Genomic DNA, 25,876 nt, shown 5'->3' with positions numbered 1-25,876 from the left:
CATGCAATGGCAAACGTTGGACAGCACCCCGTCTCTACTGCCGCTGTATTGGCGTGCGGCGCTCAAGCGCAAGATCACCGGCAGCACATTGCCCGAACGTGGGTTGCGCTGCCGGATGAGTATCAATCCCGGCGCCGTAGCGGCGTACCGCAAGGTGTGTGGCTTTGCTGATAGCCCGATGCTGCCGGCGACTTATCCGCATATCCTCGCGTTCGGCCTGCAACTGCAATTGCTGACGGACAAGACGTTTCCGTTTCCGCTGCTGGGGTTGATCCACCTGCGCAATCGCATCCGTATTCATCGGCCGTTGGGCGCAGTGGGTGACGTGAGTGTCGGCGTTTACGCACGCAATCTCAGCCCCCATCCCAAGGGGGCCACCTTTGACATCGTAACGGTTGTAGAGGATGCCCTTGGGCTCCTGTGGGAAGCCGAAAGCCAGATGTTATGTCGGGGCGTGAAGCTTGAAGGCGAAGCTGCGGACAGCGGATTGCAGACTCAGGGCACGCTCACCGAACTGACGCGCTGGAAAGCGCCCACTGACATAGGCCGACGCTACGCCCGCGTATCCGGCGACTACAACCCCATTCACCTCAGTGCGCCTACCGCCAAGCTGTTCGGTTTTCCCCAGGCCATCGCCCACGGGTTGTGGAACAAGGCCCGCACCCTCGCGGCGCTGGCAGAACACCTGCCGGCCGCCAATATTGAAATCGACGTCGAGTTCATGAAGCCGGTGCGCCTGCCCAGCGAAGTGATATTGATGAGCAGCGCAGCCGGTTCCAGCGGAGCGTTGGAACTCAAAGGCGCTGGGGATATTCAACATATGCTTGGGAAGTGGCAGCCGATTGCCTGAAAAGCCCTGATTAATTGTATATATACACCCTAAGTTATAGCGGACCTTTCGAGGTCCGCCTTTATTTATAACGCTTTGATTTTGCTTATATAAACATCCTGAAACATCCCTCCATTACACCTTTGGTATTAGTCACTAAGCCGACTAAGGCCGGGTGTATATAAATCGTTAATACCAAGTTGAGCATTGCGTGAAAGAGTGCCCTGGCCTGAGATAGCCACACGGACAAACCTATCGTTATCCAAAGAAATAATGAGGGTTTGAAACAACCAAGGTTGTACCAGGTGCAAGGAACTCAATCATGAAAACTCAAGTAGTGTTTTGGAAAGCAAGTACCGCGCTAGCCCTCGTTCTGGCAATGAGCTTGGGCGGCTGCAGCAGCGGCGGTGGCGGGCATAAATCCAGCGTGGCGGCGTCCTCGCCGGATGCCGGCGCAGGTGCCGGGAGCGGTGATGGCGGTACGGGCGGCGGCACGGGTGGCACTGGCGGTGGCACTGGCGGTACTGACGGCGGGACTGGTGGCGGCACCGGTGGCACTGACGGCGGCACGGGTGGGACTGGCGGCGGTACCGGTGGCACTGACGGCGGCACGGGTGGGACTGGCGGTGGCACCGGCGGCACTGACGGCGGTACCGGTGGGACTGGCGGTGGCACTGGCGGCACTGACGGCGGTACCGGTGGGACTGGTGGAAGCACTGGCGGCACGGGTGGTGGCACCGGCGGGACTGGCGGCGGTACCGGCGGGACTGGTGGTGGCACCGGCGGGACTGGTGGCGGCACCGGCGGCACTGGCGGCGGAACAGGTTCGACAACCACCCCACTGATCACCGGCCAGATCGTCGGCACCCTCGGCACCACCGTAGGCAATGTAGGCGCAGCAGTGGGTGATCTCGGAGGCGCCTTGACCCCTGTTCCAATCGTCGGCACTACAGCAGGCGGCCTGGTCACCTCGGTCGGCACTGCGGTCACCACCATCGGTACCGGAGTTACAACAGGTCTGGGTACCCTGGGGACCAATACCAACTCGCTGGGCATTACGGTTGCAAGTGTCGGCGGCGGCGTCGCTGACTTGGGCGACGGCCTGTCGACTACCGGCCAATCGCTGTCGACCACCCTCGGCGGTGTCCCTGTCGTGGGAGGCCTGACAGGCAGTGTAGGCACTGCGGTAGGCGGCGTAGTGGATAAAGTCGGCACCACGGTGACCATGCTCGGCGACACCCTCAGCACTGCCAGCACCACCGGCCCGCTGGGTTCGTTGACCAACACCCTGGGCGGCCAAGTATTGGTGCCAGTAGTGTCGTTGGTGGAAAACACCACCGGCAACCTCGGCACGGCAACCGGCCTGGGCACGCCAGTCAGTGGTGTGCTGGATAAAGTTGGCACCACCGTCGCAAGCCTAGGCACTCAAGTCACTACCGCGGGTGGTGCAAGCAACCCTGTCACGAATGTGGTCGGCGGCGTGCTGACTGGCGTCGGTGGTGCACTCGATACATCCGGCGGGTATGTCGCGCCAACCGGCGGCACCGCAGCTGCCGGCCTACCCGAACTGATCGGCGGCGTAGTAGCCAACGTAGGCACCGGCCTGAATGCCGGCAGCACCAACGGCACGGTCAGTGCAGCGGGTGTAACCGGCGGCGCATTGGGTGGCACCATTGCCTCGGTGGGTACCGTACTCGGCGGCACGGGTGTCGCCAACACTGGCGCCACCGCACCGCTCGCCACTGTATCCACCGCTGTCGGCGCAGCCTTGAACCCTGTGACCACCGGCGTCACCACGCTGACGCAAAACGTGGGCACCACCACCGGTATCGGTACACCGGTCGATGGGTTGGTGACTCAAGTCGGCGGCGCAGTCAGCAGCTTGGGTACCAACCTGACGGCAGCCAATGCCAGCCCGATCACCAACGCGGTAGGCACCACCGTCACAGCGGTCGGCGGCACCGTCGCCTCGGTGGGAGGCCTGGTAACCGGCGGCACCACTGGCACCAGCGGTGGCCTGCTCGGCGGCCTGAACATCGGCGCCACCACTACCACCACAGGCACTGCCACAACCACGGGTGGCACCACAGCAACGGGAGGTCTGGGCGGTTTGTTGAACGGCCTGACCGGACAATAGAAATGCACCTGGCCGATTAGACGGCCTCCCCTACAGCGCCTACGCTTGGTTGAGACGAGAGACCTTTAATAAGTCTCTCGTCTTTTTTATGGGCGACGACAAGCGTGATCAGTCGCCGCCCTCCCGAACCGAGTCCCAGAACCCGGCGGGCCCGAAGCGCTGCTGCAGTTGACCATGGAGTGTCCTATGCGCGTGTTGACGCCGTTGTTATTGCTCACCCTCAGTGCTTACGCCCAGGCCGAGACCCTTCCCAACTTTCTTAACAGCAACGACACAGTCCGCACCCTACCGGTGCCCAACCTGCCCGCCGACGCCTATCGACCGCCCACGTCGAAAACCCAGGTACCCGAGGCGCCGCCGACTGCCGGCCAACCGCTGTTGATGGACACCAAGGTCACCATTCGCAAGTTGCAGATCGAAGGCGGAACGGTCTACCCGCTCGCCGAGACGGCACAGGTGTATGCACCGTTGATTGGACGTGAAACCAACCTTGCGCAGCTGATTGAAGCGACCCGTGGCATCACCCGCCGTTATCAGGAAGATGGTTACTTGCTGTCCTACGCATTCCTGCCGCAACAGAACTTCGAAAACGGCCTGGTCCGCGTGGTACTGGTGGAGGGCTACATCAAGGACTATCAACAAACCGGCGACATCGGCTCGGTGTCGGCCTACGTCGATAAGCTCGCGCAGAAGCTCCTGGCTGAGCGCCCACTGACCCGCAAGACCTTCGAGCGCTACACCACGCTGATGAGCCGCATCCCCGGCCTCAGCGTCCAGGCGCAAGTGCCGCCACCGGGCACCACCGATGGCGCCACGCGCATGCAGATCCAGGCCAGCCGCAAACCCTTCACCACCAGCATGAGCTTGGTGCAGAAAAGCCGAGGCGGCACGCAGGCCCTGTTCACCGCCACCAGCAATTCCCAGACATTTCTGGGCGAGCAGCTCAGCGTCAGCGGCCTGTTCCCACCCGGAGAGGACAAAGAACATTACTACCGCGTGGACTACAACCAGTTCATCAACGCCGAGGGCACCCAACTGGCGCTCGCCGCCGAACGCTATCGCGCCGACCCCAACAGCAGCGTGCAACTGGACGGCGGTTTCGAACTCAAGCCGCACCAGTCCATCGACCGCTACTCCATTGGCCTGAGCCACCCGTTCATTGCCTCCCCCACCGAGTCACTCACCCTGGGCACGCGCCTGTATGTGGTCGACCAGACCACGCGCTACAAACTGGTGGGGTTCCCGCTGAGTTTCGACATCGAATCCAACCTGCGTGCCCTGGCTTTCGAAGGCGATTGGCGCAAGGCCGACGCGCAACGCCTGCGCATCATCAGCGGTGGCCTGTACCAGGGCATCGATGGTCTGGGCGCCAAGGCCCGCAGTGACCTGGACGTGGCCAAGCCCGACCTCGACTTCTTCCGCCTGCGCCTCTCCGGCGTGCAAAGCGACAAGTTCTTCGACAACTGGCAAGGCGTACTGTCCGGTGCGCTGTACTGGAGCGACAACACCCTGCCCGACAGCGAACGCGTGACCTTCGGCGGGCAGAATTTCGGCCGTGGCTACCCGGACGACCAAGGCTCGGGCGACAAAGGCTGGGGGGTGGCGTACGAGGTCAACTACAGCTTCAACCGCACCGGCAACTGGGTGAAGATCCTGCAACCCTACGTAGTGGTCGACCGCGCCAAATCCTGGTTCAACGACCTACCGGTCAAGGCCAACGACCTGTCCTCGGCGGCGGTGGGTCTGCGCTTTGGCGACAAGAAGTACTACAACATCGCGCTGGAGGCGGCCAAGCCAATGTCGGATATCGCCCTGGACAGCTTCAACCGCAGGCCGCGGTATACGCTGAGTTTCAGTTATCAGCTGTGACGAGGGCACCTGTAATCAATGTGTGTGTGGCTTGCTCGCGAAGGCGGTGTTTCAGTCAATGAGTCTTTAACTGAACCACCGCTATCGCAGGCAAGCCAGCTCCCACACGGGTCTGTGTTGCTCACAGAATCAGTGCCTGGCATTAGATCCCTGCGGCCTGACAGCCGAAACCTTTCTACCTGAGCCCCCGCGATCAAACTGTGGGAGCTGGCTTGCCTGCAATGACGGCCGGACAGTCGACGACAAAGCGCCTGGTGCCCCACATTTGAGCGGTGCAGGTCCGTTACCGACCAGGTGTAGAGAGGGGAAACAGGCTATTGAGGGTATCGAGCAAGCGCACCAGGTAGATAGGCTTGCGAAACAGATCCAGCACCTGCAAGCGCAGCATATCGCTGACATCATCCATTTCTGCATGGCCCGACATCACGATCACCGGCAGGTGCTGGCGTGAGGTGTGTTCGCGCAGACGCCTGATCAAGGAGATACCGCTTTCCTCGGGCATGCGCAGATCGGTGATGACCAGGGCGATATCAGGGTGAAGTGTCAATTCTTGCAGGGCGAAGGTGACGGAGTTCGCGGTGAAACAGACGAATCCCTCGTTTTCGAGGGATTCGGCCAACTCGATCAGCGCATCCTCCTCGTCATCCACCAATAGGATTTGTTGGCGGGATGACGAAGGGTAGGTCATGGGCGGTACCTGATAGAGAGAATCGCCAAAACAACTACAGACAGCGCTGCATGTTAAGTCGCCGCCGGTAACGCGTCGGACACTTTCTGGAGCACACCCTCGATTTTATCGCCAAGCCCTGTGCCGAATCCAATGATAACCAACGCAACTATCGCCACAATAATCACATATTCAATGGCCGACGCCCCGTCTCTACGGCGCAGGAATAACTGAGCGTGAATGTAAAATTTCAAGAACAGGTCAAGGATCATATTGAGGTCTCCTTCATGCGCCACAAAGCGCCGATACAACTGGCCCGCACAATGATTGCCGTGTGCCACTAGAGCATTGTCAACAAATTTAACACTCACAACTGTAAGAACGAATTAATCACAAAGTATTAGTCACCCCGCCAGCCCCACAAATCCGTTATTTACAGCCCCCGCTTCAACCGCGCAGATAAATTTTTCATTCAGTAATGGCAATTTGTCCTAGCTGGGCTACCTTCAAATAGCCAAATCGTTAGTTGTTCATCACAGCCCAGTTGCGAATTTAACTCGTTTGGATAAACGGGAATAAAAGCAGTGCAACAGGATAGGGAGCGCCGTCATGAACAGTCGTATCAGCATGGTCCTGGCTGGCTTGCTGCTTATCGGAGCACTGGTTGCAGGGTATTGGGGCCTGGTGTTGAGCCGTCCGCCGGCACCCGTCGTAGCGCCCTCGCCAGCACCTGTCATTTCCGTTGAAAAAACCGTTGCAGTCGTGGAAGACCAGACCCGCCAGCCGGTCGTGGTGCTGGTGCACGCGGTTGCGCCTTTTGTGCCCCTCACCGCTGCCGATGTCGCCGTGGAAAAACTGCGCACCGTGCCCGCCGGCAGCTTGACCAGCGTCGACCAGGCCATCGGCCGCACGCCCTTGCGGGCCCTGGGTGCCGGCACCTGGCTCAATGATGAGAGCTTCACCGCCGGCGGCCCCCTGGCCCGCATGATTCGTACAAACGAACGGGCGCTGGCCGTCGCCGTCGATGAGGTCATCGGTGCCGGTGGCCAGTTGAGCCCCGGCGATTACGTGGATGTCTTGCTGTTCTTGCGCCAGGACAATGCCAATGCCGAGCAATCGGCGCAGGTGGTCATCCCAGCGATTCGCCTGCTCAGCGTCGGCGACCAACTGGGCTTGGCCAACGACGGCACCCCGGCCGTGCCGCCACCCGCCAACGCTGAAGAGCGCGCCCAGGCGGCGCAACGCCGCACCGCCGCGCGCAGTGTGGTACTGGCGGTGCCCGAACCCTTGCTGAGCCGGCTGATGCTCGCCTCCCAAGCCGGCACGCTGCGCCTGGCCGTGCGCAGTGCCGACGAACAGTTGCTCAGCCGCTACTGGGCCGGCGAAAGCGACACGCCAGACAAGGTGCAAAGCGCCAACCGCGATCTCTACCAGTTCACCCAATTGGCCCTCAGCGGCCCGCCGAAAAAAATCACCCCCGCGGTGGCCGACACCGGCCAACGTCGGGGCGTTGAAGTGATTCGCGGCGCAGCGGCGGCACAACCTACCCCCTGATTGAACAAGGATGCCTTGAATGAGCCAACGCTACGCTCAATTGGCCTTGGCCTTGATGCTGCCGTGCCTGCCCCTGGGCATGGCGGTGGGCGCATCGGGCAACTGCAACGCCTTGGGCCAATTGCCCGCTGTGATCGAGGTGGGCGAAGGCTTGCAGACCGAGCTGCAATCGCCGGTAGCGATTACGCGCCTGGCCATCGGCGACCCGAAAATCGCCGACGTGCGGGTCAACGGCGACCGCCACTTCCTGCTCACCGGCGTCGGCAGCGGGGCCACCAGCCTGATGGTGTGGACCGGCTGCTCGACCACGCCGCGCCAGAGCATGGTGTTCGTCAAGGGCAAGGCCACCTCGGCGCTGACCAGCCAATCGCTGTCGCCCTCCGAAGACCCGACGCTGCCCAGCCAGGTGCAGACCGATATCCGCTTCGTCGAAGTCAGCCGCACCAAGCTCAAGGAGGCCAGCACCAAGATCCTGGGCATGGGCAACAACTTCTTCCTCGGCAGCCCAAGCTTGCTGTCCCCTTCAGAGGGCATCTTCAAATTGCCGGTGAGCGCTGACAGCTTCAACATCGGTTTTGGCGGTGGCCGGGTCAAGGCGCTGATCAACGCCCTGGAAAGCAGTGGCTTTGCCTACACCCTCGCACGCCCGAGCCTGGTGGCCATGAGCGGCCAGAGCGCGACCTTCCTGGCCGGCGGCGAAGTGCCGATTCCGGTGCCCAGTGCCGGCAGCGATACCATCACCATCGAGTACAAGGAGTTCGGCATTCGCCTGACCCTCACGCCCACGGTCATCGACCACAACCGCATCGCCTTGAAGGTCGCCCCGGAAGTCAGCGAGCTGGACTACAACAACGCGATCCGGATTGAGGGCATTCAGGTGCCTGCCCTGACCGTCCGGCGCACCGACACCAGTGTGTCACTGGCAGACGGTGAAAGCTTCGTGATCAGCGGCCTGATCAGCAGCACCAACCGCTCTACCATCGCCAAGCTGCCAGGCTTGGGCGACATCCCGATCCTGGGCGCGTTCTTCCGCGACTCCAATATCAACAGCGAGGAGAAAGAGCTGTTGATGATTGTCACGCCGCATCTGGTGCAGCCATTGGCCGCCAATGCGCAGTTGCCGTCGCTGCCCGGCGAGAAACTGCGCACCTACGACCCGAATTGGTTCCGGCTGTTCTTCCTGGAAAACGGCAACTTCGACCGTCGCAGTGGACTTTCCCAATGAGCGATAGCCTGAGCCAGACCTACCTGGCAATCACCCGCAACAGCACCGACCTGGAATGGCTCCAGGGTGCTCTGGCGCCCCTTGGCCAAGTGATCAGCGTGGGCGGCGGCAGCCTGGATGAATTGCTGGCGCTGGTGGACGTGACCTTCGCCAATCTGGTTTTCGTGGGCCTGGACCGTGAACACCTGGTGGCCCAGAGCGCCTTGATCGAAGGCGCCCTGGAAGCCAAGCCGATGCTGGCGGTGGTGGCCTTGGGCGACGGCATGGACAACCAGTTGGTACTCAACGCCATGCGTGCCGGCGCGCGGGATTTTGTCGCCTATGGTTCACGCTCCAGCGAAGTGGCCGGGCTGGTGCGGCGCTTGAGCAAGCGCTTGCCGCCCACGGCGCCAAACGCCCATCTCGGCGGCCTCACCGTGCTCTACGGTGCCCAGGGCAATACCGATGGCGCCCTGCTGGCGAGCCACCTGGCGATGGTGGTGCAAAAGAGTGGCCAACAGACGCTGATGCTCGACCTCGGCCTGCCCAGGGGCGACAGCCTGGCGCTGCTGGGCCTGGACAGCACCTTCAATTTCGGCGACGCCTTGCGCCACCTGCGCCGCCTGGACGCCACCCTGATCAACAGCGCGTTCACCAGCACCGACGATGGCCTGCGCATCCTCGCCTACGCCGCCAGCGATGAACCCCTGGAAATGACCAGCGCCGCCGAGCTGTACATGTTGCTCAGCGCCTTGCGCCAGCACTTCCAGCACATCGTGGTCAACCTCACCGGGCAAGCCGACAGCGAAGCCCTGCGCACCTTTGTCAGCCACTGCGACAAGCTGTTGTGGTGCACCGACCAGTGCGTACTCGACTGTCGGCGTAACCTGGCGATGCTGAACCTGTGGCGCGAAAAAGGCATGAAGCTCGACCATGCCAAGCTGCTCGTCGATCGCTACATCAAAGGCTGCGCCCCCGACACCGAAACGCTGGAAAAAAGCTTTGGGCTGGAGTGCATCGCTGTACTGCCCCTGAGCCCGGAAGTACGCCTGAACGCCAAGAACCAGGGGCAAAGCCTGTTCACCCTGGCCCCACGCGAAGCCTTGACCCAAGCCCTGCGCCACCTGGGCGAGCGCCTGGCCAAACGCACCGAAGGCTTGGATAAACCTTCGACACGCTGGTTCGAACGCCTGCTGGGGACGAGTCGATGAACAGCGAAAAACTCTTCGGCGCCCCGGCCCGTGGGGCTGCCGCGCACAATGATCACGATGGCCTGAAACTGGTGCTGCATCGCTACATCATCGATGCCATCGAAGAGTCGGGCCAGAACCTGCTGGAAGGCTCGCGCCAATCCCTGGCGCAATTTGTCATCGACAAAGTGGCCGAGTACATCACGCGCATGCACCTGGCGATCTCGCGCTATGAGATGGAGCGCCTGGCCGAGGAAATCGTCGATGAGCTGACCGGCTTCGGCCCGCTGGAAGTGCTGCTGCGCGATGTGTCGATCACCGAGATTCTGGTCAACGGCCCGCACCGGGTGTTTATCGAGCGTGACGGGGTGCTCCACCAGAGCGACCTGCGTTTTATCGATGCGCACCATGTAGAACGCGTGATGCAGCGCATTCTCGCGCCCCTCGGAAGGCGCCTGGATGAGTCGTCGCCGATGGTCGATGCGCGCTTGCCCGATGGCAGCCGGGTCAATGCGATCATCCCGCCGATTGCCCTGGACGGCCCGTGCTTGTCGATCCGTAAATTTCGCAAGGACATGCTCAAGAGCAGCGACCTGGTGGCGATGCAAACCATCGACCACAACATCTTCGAGTTCTTCCAAGAAGCGGTGGGCAAACGCTGCAATATCCTCATCAGTGGCGGCACCGGCACCGGCAAGACCACGTTGCTCAATATCCTCAGCCAATTGATCAACCCCCACGAACGCCTGGTCACCATCGAAGACGTGGCCGAGCTGCAACTGGGCCACCCCCATGTGGTGCGCCTGGAAACCCGCCCGCCCAATGCCGAGGGGCATGGCGAGGTCAAGGCCAGCGACCTGATCCGCAACGCCCTGCGGATGCGCCCGGACCGCATCATCCTTGGCGAGATCCGTGGCGTCGAAGTGCTCGACGTGATGACGGCCATGAACACCGGCCATGACGGTTCCATGAGCACCGTGCACGCCAACAATGCCCAGGATGCGCTGTTGCGCCTGGAAACCCTGGTGGGCCTGACCGGCCGGGTGGTGGCGGAGAAAACCCTGCGGCAGATGATCTGCGCCGCACTGGATGTGGTGGTTCAACTGACGCGCCTGCCCGACGGGCGCCGTTGCGTCAGCGAGGTGGTGGAAGTGGTGGGCGTGCGCGACGACGTGTATGTCACCAACACCCTGTTCCGCCTCGACCGTCGTACCGGTTTTGGCTTCCTGCGCGAAGCGCTCAACCCGGCCGGCGACAAGCTGCGGCGTGAATCGGCATTGCCGTTGTAGAGAGGGCTCATGACCGGACTTGTCTTGCTGCTCATTTGCGTCCTGCTGATCAGCCTGTCTGTCTGGCTGTTCCAGCGCGGGCTGCGCCAGGCCGGCACCGACCGGGTGCTGGAGCGGCTCTCCGATGGCCAGCCAGTAGCCCAGGAGCCGAACGGCAGCTGGATCGCGCTGGAGCGCATGTTCCAGCGCGCCGGCCTGGGCAAGCCCACCGACCGCCTGGGGTTGTGGTTGAGTGGCTGGGCGGTGGGCATGTTGCTGGGCTACCTGCTGGCCGGCGGGCTGGGCCTGTTGGTGATGCTGATCATGCCGCTGCTGCTGCTGCGGGTGTATATCGCCTGGCGCTACCAACGGCGAGTGCAGCGCATGATCGAACAATTGCCGCAACTGCTGGACCACAGCGTACGCAGCCTCAAGTCCGGGCGCACCCTGGCGGACGCCGTGCTGGGCGCGATCGACAGCACCGAAGCGCCGCTCAAACAGGCCATGAGCCGCATCCAGCGCAACGTGCAAATGGGCGTGAGCCTGCCGGAGTCGGTCAGCGACTTTGCCGAGTTTTACGAACGCGATGAGTTCCGCCTGTTTGCCCTGGGCCTGAAGGTCAACCACCGCTACGGCGGCAACGCCAGCGAGCTGCTGGAAAACCTGATCAAGATGATCCGCGAGCGCGAACAGGGTGCGCGCCAACTCAAGGCCATGACCGGCGAAACGCGCATGACCGCCTACGTGTTGGCAGGCTTGCCCATCGCCATGGTCGGCTACTTTTTGATGGTCAACCCGGGCTACCTGATGAGCATGTGGAACGACGGTACCGGGCGCTACCTGCTGCTGGCCGCGGCGGCGCTCGACATCACGGGCACCTTCGTCATGTGGCGCATGTTGCGGAGTATTTGAGATGGCCATCCTGATCTGCATCCTGTTGTCGCTCGCCGCCGTCGCCTTGATCGTCGGCAACCTGCTGGCGCAGAGGCGCCGTCAACGCCTGGTCAGCCAACGCCTGCAAGGCCAACTGACCCGCGAGGACAAACTCGGCAGCTTGATGCGCCAGTTGGGCGCCAGTGCCGTGGCCCAGCGCTCGGTCAGCCTGGACAACGAAACCCAGACCCTGCTCAACCGCGTCGGCTGGCGCAAAGCCAACCAGCGCTCCATGTTCGCCGCCTGCCAGATCGGCGTGCCCGTCGTGCTGTTGGGCTTGACCCTGCTCGGCCAGCAGCTGCTGTTTCCTCATGCCGGCTCGCCCTGGATTGCCCCGGCAATTGCCCTGGGCATCGGTTACTTGCTGCCCAAACGCATCCTGGCCCTCAGTGCGAAATACCGCCAGGAGCGTATCGCGCGGGAAATTTCCACCTTCATTCCGTTGCTGCGCATCCTGTTCGAATCCGGCATGGCGGTTGAGCAATCGCTGCGGGTGTTAAGCACCGAAGCCCAGCGCTTGCTGCCGGACCTGACTCATGAACTGCGCCTGATCCTGGCGCGGGTCGACTCGGGCCTGGAACTGTCCGAAGAGTTGGGCAAGACCGCACGCCTGCTGGCCGTGGATGAGTTCACCGACACCTGCATCATTCTTCAGCAGCTGATCCACCAAGGCGGCGGCGCGATGAAATCCTTGCTGGCCCTCAAGCAGTTGCTCGACGACCGCCGCCTGACCCGCCTGCAGGAATACATCTCGAAGATGTCCGCGAAGATGTCCGTGGTGATGATGGTGTTCCTGTTTCCCGCCTTGCTGATCGTGCTCGGGGGGCCGGCGATGATCGCCATCTCCCGAGCCTTGAATAACTTTTGAGGAGCCTGCCATGAAACCACTGATCGTCACCTTGAGCCTGTTGATGCTGGGCGGCTGTGCCAGCAATGGCCAGGTTCCGTGGGCCGGGTTGCTGGCGCCGGGCAGTTGCCCCAAGCCCAGCGCCGATCAGGAGCTGGCGCTGAACCTGGCCGATGACATGGCTAACGAAGGCAAGCTGCACGCCAGCCTCGCCAACCTGCAAAACCTGCCCAGCACCCTGCCCCAGGTTCGTCAACGCCAGGCCCGCGCCTATCGCTTGCTGGGCCGCCCTGACGCCGAGCCGTTGTACCGCAGCCTGCTGGGCACCTGCCTGGCCGCCGACGGTGAGCACGGCCTGGGGCAACTGGCGTCGGCCAAGGGCGACAACGGCCAGGCCATGGCTCATCTGCAACGTGCGGCACGGCTGGCGCCCACCGACGAAAAAATCCGCAATGACCTGGGCGTGGTCTACCTCGACCAACGGCGCCTGGAAGACGCACGCTTTGAATTCATGACCGCTATTGAGCTCAAGCAGAGCGATCAACTGGCGGCGGTCAACCTGGTGACGTTGCTGATCTACCAGGACAACTGGGAGCAAGCCGCGAAAGTGGTCAGCCAACTCGGCTTGAGCCCCGAGCAAGTGACCCGAGCCCAGGCGCGGGCGCAACACCTCAAGGAGGCTGGCACGGCACCGCAGCGTCCAGTCAAAGATCAGGTAGCGGCGGTCATCGAGCCGCTGCCAGCCTCTGTGAAATAGGGAGTCGATGATGAAATTCCATTACCTCGCCGGCCTTACCTGCCTGGCCCTGCCCCTCCTTGCTTCGGCCATCGAAGCGGGGCCGTCTTCACCCCGGCAGGCAGAAACGGAAAACTGGATGGCGCTGCAACTGAGCGGGCGCGCCGCCTCGGCCAACCCGCAAAAAACCACGCCGGCAGAACGCGAGCAGGCGCTCAAGCGCTGGCTGGACAGCAACAAGCACCCGATCCCGGAGTTTTTTGATCAGAAAGTCGGCGGCACTGCGCAGGGCAGCAAATAACCCCTCCCTGCAGGAGCGAGCTTGCTCGCGAAAAACGCCAAGACAACGCGGTTACCCAGGATGAACGCGTTATCGTTGACGTTCTTCGCGAGCAAGCTCGCTCCTACAGTAGGGCGGTGCTAGTGCGCCGTTACCCGCTGGCGCATCGCCGAGTTGTTCGGTGACAACGCCAGCGCCAACTGCGTGCGGTTGTGCATATGGGTCAAGCGCAGCACTTGGGACACGTACAGCTTGACCGTGTTCTCGGTAATCCCCAGCTCACAGGCAATCTGATAGTTGGTCTGGCCCTTGCCCACCAGGCGTGCCACGTCCAACTGGCGCGGTGACAGTTGATTGAAGATCGCCGGCATCTCCACCGGCCCGGCGTCATCGGCCGATGAGTCCCCGTCATGGTCCTGGGGCGTCGGGTTGCGGCGCACCTTGTCCAGGTCCATATACAAGTCGTTGATCGATTCGGACAGGTACTGCAATTTCTGGTTGAGCGTGCCCAGTTGCAGGTCTTTTTGCCGTTCCTCCAAGGCCGCTTCCTGGCGCTTGAGGCCTTCGAGCAATTCATCGAGGTTGATCGGCTTCTGGTAGTAATCGGCAATGCCCGCACGCAGGGCCTTGATCACATCCTGCTTGTCGGCGCGCCCGGTGAGCATGATCGCTTCGAACGCGCGATGTTTGCCGGCGATGCGTTGCAGCGCCTGCACCAGTTCGATGCCGTCCATGTCCGGCATATGCAGGTCACACAGCACTAAACCAATCTGAAGGTCTTCGCCAAAACGCTGGACAGCTTGCTGGCTGGACTCGCACGGGACACAACGGTACCCGCTGCTTTCAAGGAATTCACAGAGCTCCTCCACGATTAAGGGTTGATCGTCGACAACGAGCACTTTTACTGCAGACGTAAGCTTGTTCACGCGCTACTCCATGCCTGGCAAGCCAAATGTTGACCTATCCTTTCTGACGAAAAGTCCTACACAACTACTCCTTAAACGTAGACGTACTTTCCGACTATGTACATAGCATTAATCAACTCGTGCGACTGATGGATCCAAAACCAGCTGCCGGCAAAACCTGTCAAAACGAAGGGCGCAAAGGGCTGTTTTGTTGACGCTGGCCCTGCCCGCTCAACGCGGTTCGAGCTAACCCCTTGATGCATAAGTGTCCAGGCCACCATGGCGATGCCCGCACCGATCAGCGACCCCAGCAAGTACTCGATATTGGAGGCCAGCCCCAGGGCGGCGAGCAACTTCACATCCCCCGCGCCAAAGCGGCCCAGTGCATAGCCCGGCACGGTCAGCACCAGCGCCAAGGCCAAGGCCAGGCCACCCTCGCTGCGAGGCGCGCCCAACCACGTCGACCCCGCCCACAGCAGGTAAATCAACGCCAGCCCCCCGACGCCCAGGGTCAGCGTATTGGCAATCTGGCGCTGGCGAATATCCTGCACGGCACACACGCTCAACCACAGCACAACCACTAGCGTCTGGATCACGTAAAAAACATCCCTTTTGGCTGAATGATTCTATGCTGATATCAAGTACTCGCCTCAGGGTAGACGCAGTCATGAAATCGAGCCTCCCGAGAAAGCAAAAAGGCGCTGCGGCGATCGAGTTTGCCTTGGTCTTCGTGATTTTCTTTGCGGTGTTCTACGGCATGCTCAGCTACAGCTTGCCATTGCTGTTGATGCAGTCATTTCACCAGGCAGCGGCCGAAGGCGTGCGTCGCAGTGTGTCCCTGGACCCCAGCACCGCAGGCTATTCGGCCCTGGTCGTGCAACGCGCCAAAGATGCAGCCCAGGCCCAGTTGAACTGGATCCCCGGCTCCTTGAAGTTCTTGCCCGGCTATATCACCGCTACCTACACCAATAATTTGCTGACGGTGAAGATCACCTACCCCTCGGCCAATATCAAAGCGGTCTTGCCGGCCCTGGTGTTGCCTGGGGTGGGTACCGTACCGAACCTGCCCACCAACCTCACTGCTACCTCGAGCCTTCAGTTTTGACGACAGGGGATAAATTGTTCGCACGCCTGCGCGGGCTTACCAGCACCCTGGCCCTGGACGCACCAACGACGCCCGCGCCGGGCCTGCAAGTGCAACTGGACAACCTGGGCCGGGTGCTGAACATCACAGGCACCTTGAGGCCTTTGCTTGCCCAGCATCTTGCCAACATGCCGGCCCCACCGTTGCAGGCCTTGCTGTGCGCCGACAGCGCGTTGAGTGTCGAAGGCGCGCCCGCGCAGTGGCAACGACACGGCCTGGACCTCGACTTCCAGGGCGCCGCTGGCCAGGTCCTGCATACCCGTGGCTGGATCGAGCCAGAGGGCGATGGCTGGGCCCTGCACCTTTTGGATATCACTGACCTGCTGGCCGACCGAGCGCGGGTGCAGCAGCGCGAACAGAACCATCAGCTCGCCTGCCTGATGAGCGAACAGCTACGCGTATGCAGCCCCAGCCGATTGCACGAGGTGTTCAGCGAACACCTGCGCAGCGTGGCCCAGCGCTGGCACATCCCCTGCGTCGCCATGGCACTGCTCGACGAAGATGACCAGGGCTGGCGCATCTACAGCCAATACGCCGCCCACGACGCCCCGGCCTTGTGGCAAACCGGGCAGCACCTGGGCACCAGCCTGGACAGCATCAACGGCAACACGCCACTGAGCCTGGACATTGCCCAGGGCCGCAGCGACAACCCGCGCCTGCACAGCGTGTTTGGCAATGCCGACGGCTTCCTGGTGCCGTACCGCGACAGCCATGGCGCCGCCGCGTGGCTGCTGTGTGGTTTCTATAACGGCCAGGCACACCACACCGGCGAGCGTGACTGGCTGAACCTGTGCGCAGCACTCGCCGCGCCGCTGCTGGGCCGCCTGCGCGAACAGCGTCACCACCAGCAACTGGAACGCGTGGAAGCCCTGCAAGGCCTGCTCGGCACGGGCTGGTGGGAACTGTTGCCCGCCACCCAGGAGATCCAACTGGCGCCACAACTGCTGCGCAACCTGAGCCTGGACGAAGGCCCCACCCGCCAACCCCTCGGCACCTGGCTCGAACTCATCCACCCCGCCGACCGCCAGGCCCTCAACAGCCGCCTGCAAGACCTGCAAGCCCTGGGCAAGCCACTGCTGACCAGCGTGCGCCTGCAACGCACCGAGTCCGAGCAGTCGCCCCTGTGGTACCGCATACAAGGCCAAGTACTGGGCGCCGGCAATGAACGGCGCTGGATCGGCTTCATGCTCGACATCAGCGACATCCAGAACCAGCAACTGCAAGCCGCTGCCGCCCATGCGCGCCTGGACAACCTGATCGCCAGCTCACCGGCCGTTATCTATGTGCAGCGCTACGTCAACGGCGCGCTGCACCCGGCGTTCTTCAGCGCCAGCCTGTTGCCGTTGCTGGGCTGGACCTTGGCCGATTGCAACCACGACACCCTGGCAGCGCTGATCCACCCCGACGACCGTGAACACTACTTCGAACGCACCCGCCAACTGCTGCGCGAAGGCAACGTGCGCAGCCGCTACCGCCTGCGCGACAAACAAGGCAACTACCATTGGCTGCTCGACGAAGCCAAGCTGTTGCGCGACGACCTCGGCCTGCCGGTGGAAGCCGTAGGCCTGTGGCTGGACGTCACCGAAGCGACCCTGGCCGCCGAGCAGGTGCGCCAGAGCGAAGAACGCTACCGCATCCTGGTGGAAGACTCGCCCGCGATGATCTGCCGCTACCGCCCCGACCTGATCCTCACCTTCGGCAACACGCCGCTGGCCAATTATCTGGAATGCCGGCCCGAGCACCTGCCAGGCATCGACCTGGGCCAGTGGCTGTCGGATGAACAACGCGCCGCCTTTGTGCAGCGCATCCAGCAACTGACCCCGGAATTCCCGGTGAGCACCGCGGAAATCAGCCTGCAACTGCCGGGGCGCGAACATGCCTGGTGGGTGTGGTCGGACCGCGGCGTCTTCGATGAACAAGGCGCCCTGATCGAAGTGCAAGCCGTGGGCCGCGACAACACCGAAGTGCGCCGCTCCCAGCAACAACTGACCCAAAGCGCAAAAATGGCCACCCTCGGCGAAATGGCCACCGGCCTGGCCCATGAGATCAACCAACCGCTGAACGTGATGCGCATGGCCATCGCCAATGTGCTCAAGCGCCTGGGCAATGGCGACGCGCAGATCGACTACCTCACCGAAAAACTGCAACGCATCGACGCCCAGGTACAACGCGCCGCACGAGTGGTCGACCACATGCGCGTCTTCGGCCGCCGCTCGGAAATCGAGCAGCAACCCTTCGACCCGGCGCAGGCACTGGAGGGCACCCTCTCCCTGCTCAGCGAAGGCCTGCGCGGCAAAGGTGTAGACGTGCGCATCAGCCCTACCGACTTCTCGGTACAGGTCAAAGGCTATGTCGACCAACTGGAACAAGTACTGATCAACCTGATGGTCAACGCCCGCGACGCCCTGCTCAGCCAGCGAGAAAAAGACCCTGCCCTGCGCCCCTGGATTGCCCTGCACAGCGAGCACGACAGCCGCCATGTACGCATCTGGGTCGAAGACAACGCCGGCGGGATAGACCCGCGCCTGTTGGAGCGGATTTTCGAACCGTTCTTTACCACCAAACCAATAGGCGTAGGTACCGGACTGGGGCTCTCGGTGAGCTATGGGATTGTGGAAAACATGGGCGGACGCCTGAGCGTTACCAACGGCGAGGCCGGCGCGAAATTCTGCATCGAACTCCCCATCGCGCAGAACTAATTCAACGCTAACCACGATGCGAAGCGAGCCGCTCTTGCTCTTGATCTGCTTTTGATCTGCTTTTGATCTTGATCTTAAGCGCCCCGTCAAACCACGCTGGCCGGAATTCGACAGGGATTTGGGGGGTAAACCGGCAGGGATGCCGGTTTAGCCGCCCCGCGCCATGGATGGCGCGTGGCGGCGGCCCCCCAAATCACTGGCGGATTACGGGCACACCGAGCCTAAGCGAGGTGCCGAGTGGTGGGGCAAGAGCGTTTTGCTTACTTTTGCGCTTTTCAAAAGTGAGCCGCCGTCAGGGCGGAACCCTAAGTGGCCGTTACCTAAATAATGGATATGTACCCGGTCCAACTGTGTTGACTGTTAGGCCGCCTTCGCGAGCAAGCCCGCTCCCACAGTTGGATCGTAGGGTGTCAGCTAGAGAAGTGTCGGCTGACAGGCAGCCATCGCAGGCAAGCCAGCGCCCACATTTGGAACTCGGGGGGTCAGCTAAATCACCAGATAAGCCCGACCCATATGGCAAGTAAGGTTGGCACCGACTTCGGCATTGCCCAGGTTGATACCCAAGGCACTCAGCAAAGTATTAACGATGGGGTCGAGAATCGGCGACAGCACATTCTGGATCAGCCCCACCACCGCCGTAGTGATCGTCGCCAACAGCCCGGCGACCCCAGCCAGCGCGCCATTGGAGACACTGCCGCTGGGCGGTGCGTAAGTCACCTGCAACCCATTAAGCGTCGACACCAGGCTGCCGACGATATTGGCGGTACCCGGAGCAAACTTGTAGGTGGGCGGCGCATTCATCTCGGCCACCGGCGCAAACACCATCGTGCTGGTTTGCGCGGCAATGGTGGAATTGGCTTTCAACAGCAAACCGCCCCCCACATTAGGCGTACGGTTAGGACTGCACAGCAGCGTCAGAACGACACAGTAGCGCTGGCCAAAATCAATCAACCTCACCGGTTGGACATTGACCGCTGCGGAGGAAGAAAAAGCGGCAACCGGATCGACCGTACCCACCGCCAGGGTCGCGAGGGAAGTGGTGGTCTGCACGGTCAAGGACTTGGAGGCCGGCGAGTCGCAATTGAAATCCGTGACATGGCTCTGCGCGCTGCCGGCTTCAATGTATATAGCCAACGACGTGGTGACATCGACGTCTGCCACATTACAGGCCACCAGGCACAGCACACCGCCAACCACCGCCGGTAGGTTGAGGTTCAACAAACCCTTGACCACCTGGGACACCGGCGTACCCAGGCCCGTCAATATTGAGGCAACTCCAGAAACGGCGTTGATGATCGGCGCCTGCACGGTCACCAACGTGCGCACTTGCGCGGTGCGTACAAAAATCTGATCGGTTGGCGGGGTATTCTGCAAGCCCTTCTTGGCCAATACAGGATTGCCAATCGCCGACAGCTGCGGCGGTTCGATGACCTTGGTCTGTATCGACACATTGCCCACCAACGGAATCGCGACCTGGGCCGCCGCACTCACCGCATTCTTGCTACTGGACAACTGCGCCACCGCTTCCAACAGTTGAAACAACTGCACGTTGCTGTTGAGCGCCGCCGTCGGCGTGCCGGTGGCGATGTCGACCAGGTCGCCCACGGTCAACAGCTTGCTGTTCGGCGCAATCGCTTGAATCGAAATCACATCATTGATCACCGCCGTGGCCGCCGCACCGTTTTTCTGCAAGACCTTCACCGCAGCGTCGATCAGTTGAGTCGCCGAGACGGCGGTACTGAGCAGGGCATCGTAGTCACCGGCCTTCACGTTCAGGTTGATCGCCAGTTGGTCCAGGTAACTGAGCAGGTTGACGTTGGTCTGCAGCAAGCCGTTCCAACCCGCCGCCGTGAGCGACAGGTTGCCGCCGAGCAGGTTGCCGATCACCAGGTTGAGCAGCGGGGACTTGCCTGAATCAACGCTGGCCAGGCTGCTGCGGATCGACAGCTGCGCCACGGGCGGTGGTGTCGCGGCGACGGCGGTGGCGCTCAAGTTGATTTGCGGAGTAATCGGCGCACCGCTGAACAGGTTCCACAGGCCATTGGCAATGCTGGTCAGGACGGTGCGCGAGGCCACCACGCGGATCGCGTCGCTCTTGGTGGCATCGGCGCTAAATACGCGGGTGTTGAGGGCATTGGTCGCCAGGGTGCCGCACGTCACCGCCAGGGTGCTGCCATTACCGACCACAAAACCGTTGCGCGCGGCATTTTGCGTGGCATAGGCGTTAGCCGTGGTGTTGGTGCCGCATTGGCCACCGAGCCCGGCCGCTTCCAGCGCCGAAGTATCGGCCACGGACTGCAACTTGCGCTTTTCCAGATACAAGCGCCCGCTGTCGACCGCCAGCAACGTAAACACCAAGGCCAAGGCCAAGGTGCCTGCCGCCATCAAGCCAATTGCACCACGCTGCCTGGAGCCGAATCGGGGAGACATCGAAGCACTCCTGCGCTAACTCTCCGTTGCACTGGAGTGTAGACAAGGCTTCGGCAGGTTGCTGGCAACTCGCCACATTGGCGACTGACGGAGATGCCCTGATACGCCCTGATACTGTAGGAGCGAGCTTGCTCGCGAAAAACTCACAGGCGCCGCGTTTACTCAGGAAGCACGCGTTATCGTTGACGTTTTTCGCGAGCAAGCTCGCTCCTACAGTGAGCGATCAGCGCGGCGGGTAGTTGGAGAGGATCTTGGTCACGGTGCTGCGGATAGCCTTGTTGCGATCCTCGGGGTTTGGCGTGCTGGCCATCATTTGTTCGTCGCTGCCGCGCCACACCAGCTTGCCGTCCTTGCCGTCGAGCAGGTCGATCTGGAGGGTCGCCACTTTGTAGGTGATGTTGCGCGTTTCGTTGTACATCGGCGCGCCCCAGTAACCATTCCACGGGCCGCCCCAGGCACCGCCGTAGTTGGTAGTGACTTGTTGCTGGCGGTCTTCGACGATCAGGTAGGCCTGCACATTCAGGTCAGCCTTGGTGCCCGCCGCCGCAGGACGCAAACCGCGCTGGTCCAGCTGTTCGCCCACGGCCTGGCGGATGCGTTGCTCGGTGAGGTCGCTCTTGATACGCGGGTCATCGGGGCGGTACTGCAACGCCGGGTCTTTCCAGGCCCAATTGTGGTAGGCGCCGAAGTCTCGGCTGGCGTCGAAATCGTGGTTGACCTGGTTGCTCTGGCAACCGCCCAGCAACATGACAACAGCAAGTGCAGCGATGCGACGAAGCATGGTGTTCTCCAAAAACAACGTGGGCCTGTAATGAGAATAGCTGCTAACTGGGTGGATAGGCAGCCATTGCCTTCTGCATCGCTTTGCGCAAGCTATCGGCGCGTTCGCTCAGGCTGCCCTGGCTGGTGGTTTCGGCGCTGGTGCTCCACACCGGCTGGCGGGTGCGCGCATCGAACAGGCTGATACGCGCCACGGCCACGGTCACTTCATAGGTGCGCACCACCGGCACGCTGTTGTACATGCCGTAACCGTTGCCATAGCGGTTATAGCCGCCGTAACCGTAACCATAATCGTCCTGGACCTGGCGCAGGCGTTTTTCCAGGCGTACATCGGCGCTCACCAGCAGGTCGGGCGCACGCTTGTCATGCAAGGGGCGCAAGCCACGCTGGTCGAGAGCGCCGCTGACCGCCTCGGCAATCTGCGCCGAATCGGCCCAGGCCGTGCCCGCCGGCAACTGACCGTTGAGCCAACCCCAGCTGCGATAGGCGCCATAGTCGCGCACCGGCGCAGGGTAGGCGCTGGCATCAAAGGTAGTGGCCGCCTGGGCGGGCGCCGGCGGCATCGGTGCCGAACTGGCCACGTAAGGGTTGGGGCTCGAGCAAGCGCCAAGGCCTAGGGACAACAGGATTAAACCGAGACGACGCATGTCGACCTCCCACGCTGGGCCGCTTAAACCGGGCGGCAGATCCAGTGCAAATATCGCCCAAGCCCGGCAAAGCTTGGGTGACGACGGTGAGCGAGCTCCATCTCCAACAAGTCCTGCAGGTTGGCGCGCGCCTGGAATTCCACCGGCATATAGTCGTGGAACACCCGCACGCCACTTTGGCTTTCGACCTGCCACAACCCTTCGAGTTGCGCTGCCAACTCCCGGGGGTCCAGGGGTTGTTGCGGCGTCAGGCTCTGCTTTTCGCCGGCCATGTCGTTCTTGCGCATTTTGCGAAAGTGGCCTTTGAGCAGGTTGCGGTAGATCAACGCATCACGGTTGTAGAACGCCAGGGACAACCAGCCACCCGGCAGCGTCAGTTGGTGCAGCACCGGCAGGATGGCGTGGGGCTCGGCCAACCACTCCAGCACGGCGTGGCACAGCACCAGATCGTAAGGCTCGGTGAGCTGGCCGAGCAAGTCCTGCCACGGTGCATGAATAAAGGTCGCGCTTTGGCCCGCGTCAGCGAAGCGCTGGCGCGCACCTTCAAGCATCGGTGCGGCGGGTTCGGCCAAGGTTACCTCGTGGCCCTGCTCGGCCAGCCACAGCGACATATGCCCCAGGCCTGCGCCGATATCCAGCACGCGCAACGGCCGCTGAGGCAGGGCTTGCACCAGGTCAGCCTGGAGCACCGCCAGGCGAATCGCGCCCTTGGCGCCGCCGTAGATCTTTTCGGCAAAGCGCGTGGCCAACTGGTCGAAATGACGATCACTCATGGGCAAACCGCCGTTCGCTGTCAGCCAGCTTGGCGCGCACCACTTCGTTCATATCCAGGCCCAGTTCACTGCACAGCAACAGCAGGTACAAGACGATATCGCCGACCTCCTGGCCCGCATGGGCAAGTTTATCGGCGGGCAGTTGGCGCGACTGGTCTTCGGTGAGCCATTGGAAGATTTCCACCAGCTCGGCCATTTCCACGCTGGCGGCCATGGCCAGGTTTTTCGGGCTGTGGAACTGCTTCCAGTCGTTGGTATCGCGGATGCGGTGCAGGCGTTCGGTGAGGTGTTCGAGGTTCATGCGGGGGCTCCTGAATGGGTATAGCTTCAGGGGGATGGGGGATGAACGCAAGCCTCTGTAGGAGCGAGCTTGCTCGCGAAGAACCCCAAGACACCGCGGGCTTTCTGGCTGCACGGGTCATCGTTGACGTTTTTCGCGAGCAAGCTCGCTCCTACACCTAAAGTGGCGGCTAGTCGATAACGCTGAACTCGAGCCTGGCGGTTTGACCGGCTTCATCCAATACGCTGAGCTGATAGCGGCCCAGCCGTTCAAAACTGGCATTGATGCTGTTCTGGTTCGCGCTGTTGCCCAACGGCGCACCGTTGAGAAACCACCAACGCCGGCCACTGCCGCCCAAGGCCGAGATTTTAAGGCGCAAGGCTTGTTGGCTGGCAGCGGGCAGACGCAGTTGGTCGCCTTCGCGCACGCCCACAATGGACAATGGCGACGCCGCAGCCAGCGCCGGTGGCGGGCAATCCGGGTCAGCCGCCGGGATGCGCGCTTCACGGCGTTCAATCCTTGGCAACCAGGGCTCCAGCGGCGCCGGCCACAGGGCAATGTTTTGCGGGGTTGCGCCAGGGCAACGGGCGTCGACCCGCAAGCCTTTGGGGTTAACCCAGATGCTTTCCATCAAGCCCACGCTCAACGGTTGACCCAGTGCCTGCAAGGTCGGCGGCGTGGTGTTGTCCAGGGTCCAGGCAAAACGCTGGCGGCGGCAATTGGGGTCGCTGCGGCTCATGGGCTGGCCCAGCGGCCAACAGATCGCCGCCACGCCGATATTGGCAGGCACCGGTTTGACCGGCGCACTGATGCCGCGCTGGCTGTCGCGGTTGGTCAGCACGTCATGCACCTGCAACATCAACGGCGCTGCCGACGCCAGGCCGAACTGCCCCGGTACCGGCGTGCCATCGGGCCGGCCGATCCAGACGCCGATCAAATAACGCGGGCCCACGCCAATCGCCCACGCATCGCGAAAGCCATAACTGGTACCGGTTTTCCACGCCAGCACCGGGCGTTGGACCAGCTCGGCGCGCGGGTCGCGGTCGGGCCGCGCCTGGCCGCTGAGGATGCGCCGCACAATCCATGCGGCGCCGGGCGACAGCAACGGCCGCTCCCTGAGCGTATCGTCCGGCTGTAAGCGCAGGCTGGCACTTTTGCCATCGCGGGCCAGGGCGCTGTAGCCACTTACCAGGTCTTCCAAACGGCTGCCTGCACCGCCGAGAATCAGCGCCAGGTTCGGCTCGGCCAATGCCGGCAATGCCAACGGCATGCCACCGATGCGCATCTGTGCGGCAAAGCGCTTGGGCCCGTAGGCTTCCAGCAACTGCACCGCCGGCAGGTTCAACGAGCTGGACAACGCCGTGCTCGCCGGCACCGCCCCGGTAAAGCCCATGGAAAAGTTGCCTGGCCGGTAATCGCCATAGCGTCGAGGCACGTCCTGCAACAGCGATTCGGAGTGAATCAGGCCGTCATCCAACGCCATGCCGTAGAGAAAAGGTTTCAAGGTGGAACCGGGCGAACGCAGCGCGCTGATCATGTCCACATGGCCAAAGCGCTTGGTGTCGTTGATATCCACCGACCCCAGGTAGGCGCGTACCGCCATGCTTTCTTCTTCCACCACCAGAATGGCCGCCGAGGTGTGTTCCGGCAGGCGTGCGCGCCAGCCCAACAGCAGGTCTTCGAGACGGCGTTGCAGAGTGGCATCAAGAGTGGTGCGGATCAGCGGCGGGCTGTCGGGGCGGTTCAGGCGGCGCGCCAGCAAGGGCGCCAGGCTCGGTTCCAGGCGTGGGGCGAGCAACAGGGGTTCTTCCAGGGCTTCATCAACCGCTGATTGCGGCCACACCTTAAACTCGGCCAGGCGGCGCAGCACTTTGTCGCGGGCCTCTTGGGCGCGCTGCGGATGACGGTCCGGGCGCAAACGGCTCGGCGCCTGGGGCAACACCGCGAGCAACGCGGCTTCGGCGTGGGTCAGTTGTGACGGTGACTTGCCCAGGTAGGCCCAACTCGCCGCCGCCACGCCCTGCAGCGTGCCGCCGAAAGGCGCGCGGTTCAGGTACAGGTTGAGGATTTCGTCCTTGGACAGGTGCCACTCCAGCTGCGCGGTACGCCACAGCTGGCGTAACTTGCCGTGCAGGGTGCGCGAGTGCGGGTCGAGCAGGCGCGCCACTTGCATCGACAAGGTGCTGCCGCCGGAGACCACTCGCGCGCCGCTCAGGTTTTGCCAGGTCGCCCGCACCAGCGCCAACGGGTTTACGCCGGGGTGCTGGTAGAACCAACGGTCTTCATAGGTGAGCAGCGCGTCAAGGTAATAAGGCGAGACTTCGCGGGTGTGTACCGGGTAGCGCCATACGCCATTGGCATCGGCAAATCGCCACAGGGGGGTGCCATCTTCGGCTAGCACCACTCGGGCCAGATCGTCCTGGGGCAGGGGTAAGGGCCAGATCCGATCAGCGCCCCACAGCAGCGCTATTACTAATGCCACAGAACCCAAAGCCCAGCGCAATACCTGTGGGAGCGGGCTTGCTCGCGAACGCGGTGGGTCAGTTGGCAGAGATGTCACAGGCACGCCGCCTTCGCGAGCAAGCCCGCTCCCACATTGAACTGAGTACATCGGCAGGTGATTAAACTAAAACTCAAACGGGCAAACCTCTATGCTTGCAGGGAACTCGCCTGCGTTATCGACAACCAAAGGCACAGTTACGCC

At 62.3% G+C, this 25,876-nt stretch carries 23 protein-coding genes; 13 read left to right on the top strand and 10 right to left on the bottom strand.

Features of this window, described 5'->3' with window-relative positions:
• Position 1: 1 nt before the first annotated feature.
• The 3 genes from HU731_RS19265 to HU731_RS19255 all read left to right on the top strand — a co-directional run bounded on the left by HU731_RS19265 (position 2) and on the right by HU731_RS19255 (position 4,835).
• Positions 2-850 (top strand): MaoC family dehydratase, encoded by an 849-nt coding sequence (locus HU731_RS19265; protein WP_186608887.1) that lies wholly within the window; start codon positions 2-4, stop codon positions 848-850.
• Between the two features lie 301 nt (positions 851-1,151).
• The gene (locus HU731_RS19260; protein WP_186608885.1) at positions 1,152-2,966 is read left to right on the top strand and encodes a collagen-like triple helix repeat-containing protein; all 1,815 of its coding nucleotides are present in this window, start codon (positions 1,152-1,154) and stop codon (positions 2,964-2,966) included.
• Between the two features lie 186 nt (positions 2,967-3,152).
• On the top strand, positions 3,153-4,835 hold the full coding sequence (locus HU731_RS19255) for a ShlB/FhaC/HecB family hemolysin secretion/activation protein (protein WP_186608883.1): 1,683 nt from the start codon (positions 3,153-3,155) through the stop codon (positions 4,833-4,835).
• A 283-nt stretch (positions 4,836-5,118) separates the two neighbouring features.
• Here HU731_RS19255 and HU731_RS19250 read toward each other — a convergent pair whose 3' ends face one another.
• Both HU731_RS19250 and HU731_RS19245 read right to left on the bottom strand, forming a co-directional pair.
• A complete protein-coding gene (locus HU731_RS19250) occupies positions 5,119-5,523 on the bottom strand; it encodes a response regulator (protein ID WP_186608881.1) in 405 nt (134 codons plus the stop codon).
• 53 nt (positions 5,524-5,576) lie between these two features.
• Entirely contained in the window at positions 5,577-5,774 is a 198-nt protein-coding gene (locus HU731_RS19245; RefSeq protein ID WP_186608879.1) for a Flp family type IVb pilin, read from the bottom strand.
• 337 nt (positions 5,775-6,111) lie between these two features.
• Here HU731_RS19245 and cpaB point away from each other — a divergent pair, with 337 nt between their 5' ends.
• The 8 genes from cpaB to HU731_RS19205 are packed head-to-tail and all read left to right on the top strand — an operon-like array spanning position 6,112 to position 13,535.
• Positions 6,112-7,056 carry a Flp pilus assembly protein CpaB gene (gene cpaB / locus HU731_RS19240; protein ID WP_186608877.1) on the top strand — a complete coding sequence of 315 codons (945 nt, stop codon included), beginning with the start codon at positions 6,112-6,114 and terminating at the stop codon, positions 7,054-7,056.
• 19 nt (positions 7,057-7,075) lie between these two features.
• Positions 7,076-8,281: a type II and III secretion system protein family protein gene (locus HU731_RS19235; RefSeq protein WP_186608876.1), complete on the top strand. Its 1,206-nt coding sequence runs from the start codon at positions 7,076-7,078 to the stop codon at positions 8,279-8,281.
• Positions 8,278-9,471, top strand: coding sequence for a CpaE/TadZ family protein (locus HU731_RS19230; protein WP_186608875.1), 1,194 nt, complete (start codon positions 8,278-8,280; stop codon positions 9,469-9,471). The genes HU731_RS19235 and HU731_RS19230 overlap by 4 nt, the downstream gene beginning before the upstream one ends.
• Positions 9,468-10,739, top strand: a complete 1,272-nt coding sequence (locus tag HU731_RS19225; protein ID WP_044271145.1) for a TadA family conjugal transfer-associated ATPase — start codon at positions 9,468-9,470, stop codon at positions 10,737-10,739. The genes HU731_RS19230 and HU731_RS19225 overlap by 4 nt, the downstream gene beginning before the upstream one ends.
• A 9-nt stretch (positions 10,740-10,748) precedes the next feature.
• Positions 10,749-11,630 (top strand): type II secretion system F family protein, encoded by an 882-nt coding sequence (locus HU731_RS19220; RefSeq protein ID WP_186608874.1) that lies wholly within the window; start codon positions 10,749-10,751, stop codon positions 11,628-11,630.
• Between the two features lies 1 nt (position 11,631).
• The gene (locus HU731_RS19215) at positions 11,632-12,519 is read left to right on the top strand and encodes a type II secretion system F family protein (RefSeq protein ID WP_186608870.1); all 888 of its coding nucleotides are present in this window, start codon (positions 11,632-11,634) and stop codon (positions 12,517-12,519) included.
• 10 nt (positions 12,520-12,529) lie between these two features.
• A complete protein-coding gene (locus HU731_RS19210) occupies positions 12,530-13,255 on the top strand; it encodes a tetratricopeptide repeat protein (RefSeq protein ID WP_186608868.1) in 726 nt (241 codons plus the stop codon).
• A gap of 10 nt (positions 13,256-13,265) precedes the next feature.
• Positions 13,266-13,535: a DUF3613 domain-containing protein gene (locus tag HU731_RS19205; protein WP_186608866.1), complete on the top strand. Its 270-nt coding sequence runs from the start codon at positions 13,266-13,268 to the stop codon at positions 13,533-13,535.
• A gap of 119 nt (positions 13,536-13,654) precedes the next feature.
• Here HU731_RS19205 and HU731_RS19200 read toward each other — a convergent pair whose 3' ends face one another.
• Both HU731_RS19200 and HU731_RS19195 read right to left on the bottom strand, forming a co-directional pair.
• Positions 13,655-14,440 carry a response regulator transcription factor gene (locus HU731_RS19200; RefSeq protein WP_186608864.1) on the bottom strand — a complete coding sequence of 262 codons (786 nt, stop codon included), beginning with the start codon at positions 14,438-14,440 and terminating at the stop codon, positions 13,655-13,657.
• 71 nt (positions 14,441-14,511) lie between these two features.
• Positions 14,512-15,015 carry a prepilin peptidase gene (locus tag HU731_RS19195; RefSeq protein ID WP_186608862.1) on the bottom strand — a complete coding sequence of 168 codons (504 nt, stop codon included), beginning with the start codon at positions 15,013-15,015 and terminating at the stop codon, positions 14,512-14,514.
• A gap of 71 nt (positions 15,016-15,086) precedes the next feature.
• Here HU731_RS19195 and HU731_RS19190 point away from each other — a divergent pair, with 71 nt between their 5' ends.
• Both HU731_RS19190 and HU731_RS19185 read left to right on the top strand, forming a co-directional pair.
• A complete protein-coding gene (locus HU731_RS19190) occupies positions 15,087-15,524 on the top strand; it encodes a TadE/TadG family type IV pilus assembly protein (RefSeq protein ID WP_003188217.1) in 438 nt (145 codons plus the stop codon).
• On the top strand, positions 15,521-18,262 hold the full coding sequence (locus HU731_RS19185) for a PAS domain-containing sensor histidine kinase (protein ID WP_186608860.1): 2,742 nt from the start codon (positions 15,521-15,523) through the stop codon (positions 18,260-18,262). The genes HU731_RS19190 and HU731_RS19185 overlap by 4 nt, the downstream gene beginning before the upstream one ends.
• A gap of 486 nt (positions 18,263-18,748) precedes the next feature.
• On the opposite strand, the gene HU731_RS19180 is transcribed toward HU731_RS19185, so the two are convergent.
• From HU731_RS19180 to pbpC, 6 genes are all read right to left on the bottom strand, one after another.
• Positions 18,749-20,692: a pilus assembly protein TadG-related protein gene (locus HU731_RS19180; RefSeq protein WP_186608856.1), complete on the bottom strand. Its 1,944-nt coding sequence runs from the start codon at positions 20,690-20,692 to the stop codon at positions 18,749-18,751.
• 223 nt (positions 20,693-20,915) lie between these two features.
• On the bottom strand, positions 20,916-21,473 hold the full coding sequence (locus HU731_RS19175; RefSeq protein ID WP_186608854.1) for a DUF4136 domain-containing protein: 558 nt from the start codon (positions 21,471-21,473) through the stop codon (positions 20,916-20,918).
• Between the two features lie 43 nt (positions 21,474-21,516).
• Positions 21,517-22,119, bottom strand: coding sequence for a DUF4136 domain-containing protein (locus tag HU731_RS19170; RefSeq protein ID WP_003188213.1), 603 nt, complete (start codon positions 22,117-22,119; stop codon positions 21,517-21,519).
• A 23-nt stretch (positions 22,120-22,142) separates the two neighbouring features.
• On the bottom strand, positions 22,143-22,892 hold the full coding sequence (locus HU731_RS19165; RefSeq protein WP_047712475.1) for a methyltransferase: 750 nt from the start codon (positions 22,890-22,892) through the stop codon (positions 22,143-22,145).
• Complete coding sequence (locus tag HU731_RS19160) at positions 22,885-23,193, bottom strand: MazG-like family protein (RefSeq protein ID WP_003188211.1); 309 nt, start codon at positions 23,191-23,193, stop codon at positions 22,885-22,887. The genes HU731_RS19165 and HU731_RS19160 overlap by 8 nt, the downstream gene beginning before the upstream one ends.
• Before the next feature lie 169 nt (positions 23,194-23,362).
• Complete coding sequence (pbpC, locus tag HU731_RS19155) at positions 23,363-25,654, bottom strand: peptidoglycan glycosyltransferase PbpC (protein WP_264083078.1); 2,292 nt, start codon at positions 25,652-25,654, stop codon at positions 23,363-23,365.
• Positions 25,655-25,876: the final 222 nt, after the last annotated feature.

Source organism: Pseudomonas salmasensis, from assembly GCF_014268375.2.
Lineage (GTDB): Bacteria > Pseudomonadota > Gammaproteobacteria > Pseudomonadales > Pseudomonadaceae > Aquipseudomonas > Aquipseudomonas salmasensis.
This window is presented reverse-complemented; position numbering and strand designations above follow the sequence as displayed.

Excerpts from the sequence above, each read along its gene's own strand:
- HU731_RS19265 (WP_186608887.1), top strand. The coding sequence starts at position 2 with ATGCAATGGCAAACGTTGGACAGCACCCCGTCTCTACTGCCGCTGTAT.
- HU731_RS19260 (WP_186608885.1), top strand. The coding sequence starts at position 1,152 with ATGAAAACTCAAGTAGTGTTTTGGAAAGCAAGTACCGCGCTAGCCCTC.
- HU731_RS19255 (WP_186608883.1), top strand. The coding sequence starts at position 3,153 with ATGCGCGTGTTGACGCCGTTGTTATTGCTCACCCTCAGTGCTTACGCC.
- HU731_RS19250 (WP_186608881.1), bottom strand. The coding sequence starts at position 5,523 with ATGACCTACCCTTCGTCATCCCGCCAACAAATCCTATTGGTGGATGAC.
- HU731_RS19245 (WP_186608879.1), bottom strand. The coding sequence starts at position 5,774 with ATGATCCTTGACCTGTTCTTGAAATTTTACATTCACGCTCAGTTATTC.
- cpaB (WP_186608877.1), top strand. The coding sequence starts at position 6,112 with ATGAACAGTCGTATCAGCATGGTCCTGGCTGGCTTGCTGCTTATCGGA.
- HU731_RS19235 (WP_186608876.1), top strand. The coding sequence starts at position 7,076 with ATGAGCCAACGCTACGCTCAATTGGCCTTGGCCTTGATGCTGCCGTGC.
- HU731_RS19230 (WP_186608875.1), top strand. The coding sequence starts at position 8,278 with ATGAGCGATAGCCTGAGCCAGACCTACCTGGCAATCACCCGCAACAGC.
- HU731_RS19225 (WP_044271145.1), top strand. The coding sequence starts at position 9,468 with ATGAACAGCGAAAAACTCTTCGGCGCCCCGGCCCGTGGGGCTGCCGCG.
- HU731_RS19220 (WP_186608874.1), top strand. The coding sequence starts at position 10,749 with ATGACCGGACTTGTCTTGCTGCTCATTTGCGTCCTGCTGATCAGCCTG.
- HU731_RS19215 (WP_186608870.1), top strand. The coding sequence starts at position 11,632 with ATGGCCATCCTGATCTGCATCCTGTTGTCGCTCGCCGCCGTCGCCTTG.
- HU731_RS19210 (WP_186608868.1), top strand. The coding sequence starts at position 12,530 with ATGAAACCACTGATCGTCACCTTGAGCCTGTTGATGCTGGGCGGCTGT.
- HU731_RS19205 (WP_186608866.1), top strand. The coding sequence starts at position 13,266 with ATGAAATTCCATTACCTCGCCGGCCTTACCTGCCTGGCCCTGCCCCTC.
- HU731_RS19190 (WP_003188217.1), top strand. The coding sequence starts at position 15,087 with ATGAAATCGAGCCTCCCGAGAAAGCAAAAAGGCGCTGCGGCGATCGAG.
- HU731_RS19180 (WP_186608856.1), bottom strand. The coding sequence starts at position 20,692 with ATGTCTCCCCGATTCGGCTCCAGGCAGCGTGGTGCAATTGGCTTGATG.
- HU731_RS19175 (WP_186608854.1), bottom strand. The coding sequence starts at position 21,473 with ATGCTTCGTCGCATCGCTGCACTTGCTGTTGTCATGTTGCTGGGCGGT.
- HU731_RS19170 (WP_003188213.1), bottom strand. The coding sequence starts at position 22,119 with ATGCGTCGTCTCGGTTTAATCCTGTTGTCCCTAGGCCTTGGCGCTTGC.
- HU731_RS19165 (WP_047712475.1), bottom strand. The coding sequence starts at position 22,892 with ATGAGTGATCGTCATTTCGACCAGTTGGCCACGCGCTTTGCCGAAAAG.
- HU731_RS19160 (WP_003188211.1), bottom strand. The coding sequence starts at position 23,193 with ATGAACCTCGAACACCTCACCGAACGCCTGCACCGCATCCGCGATACC.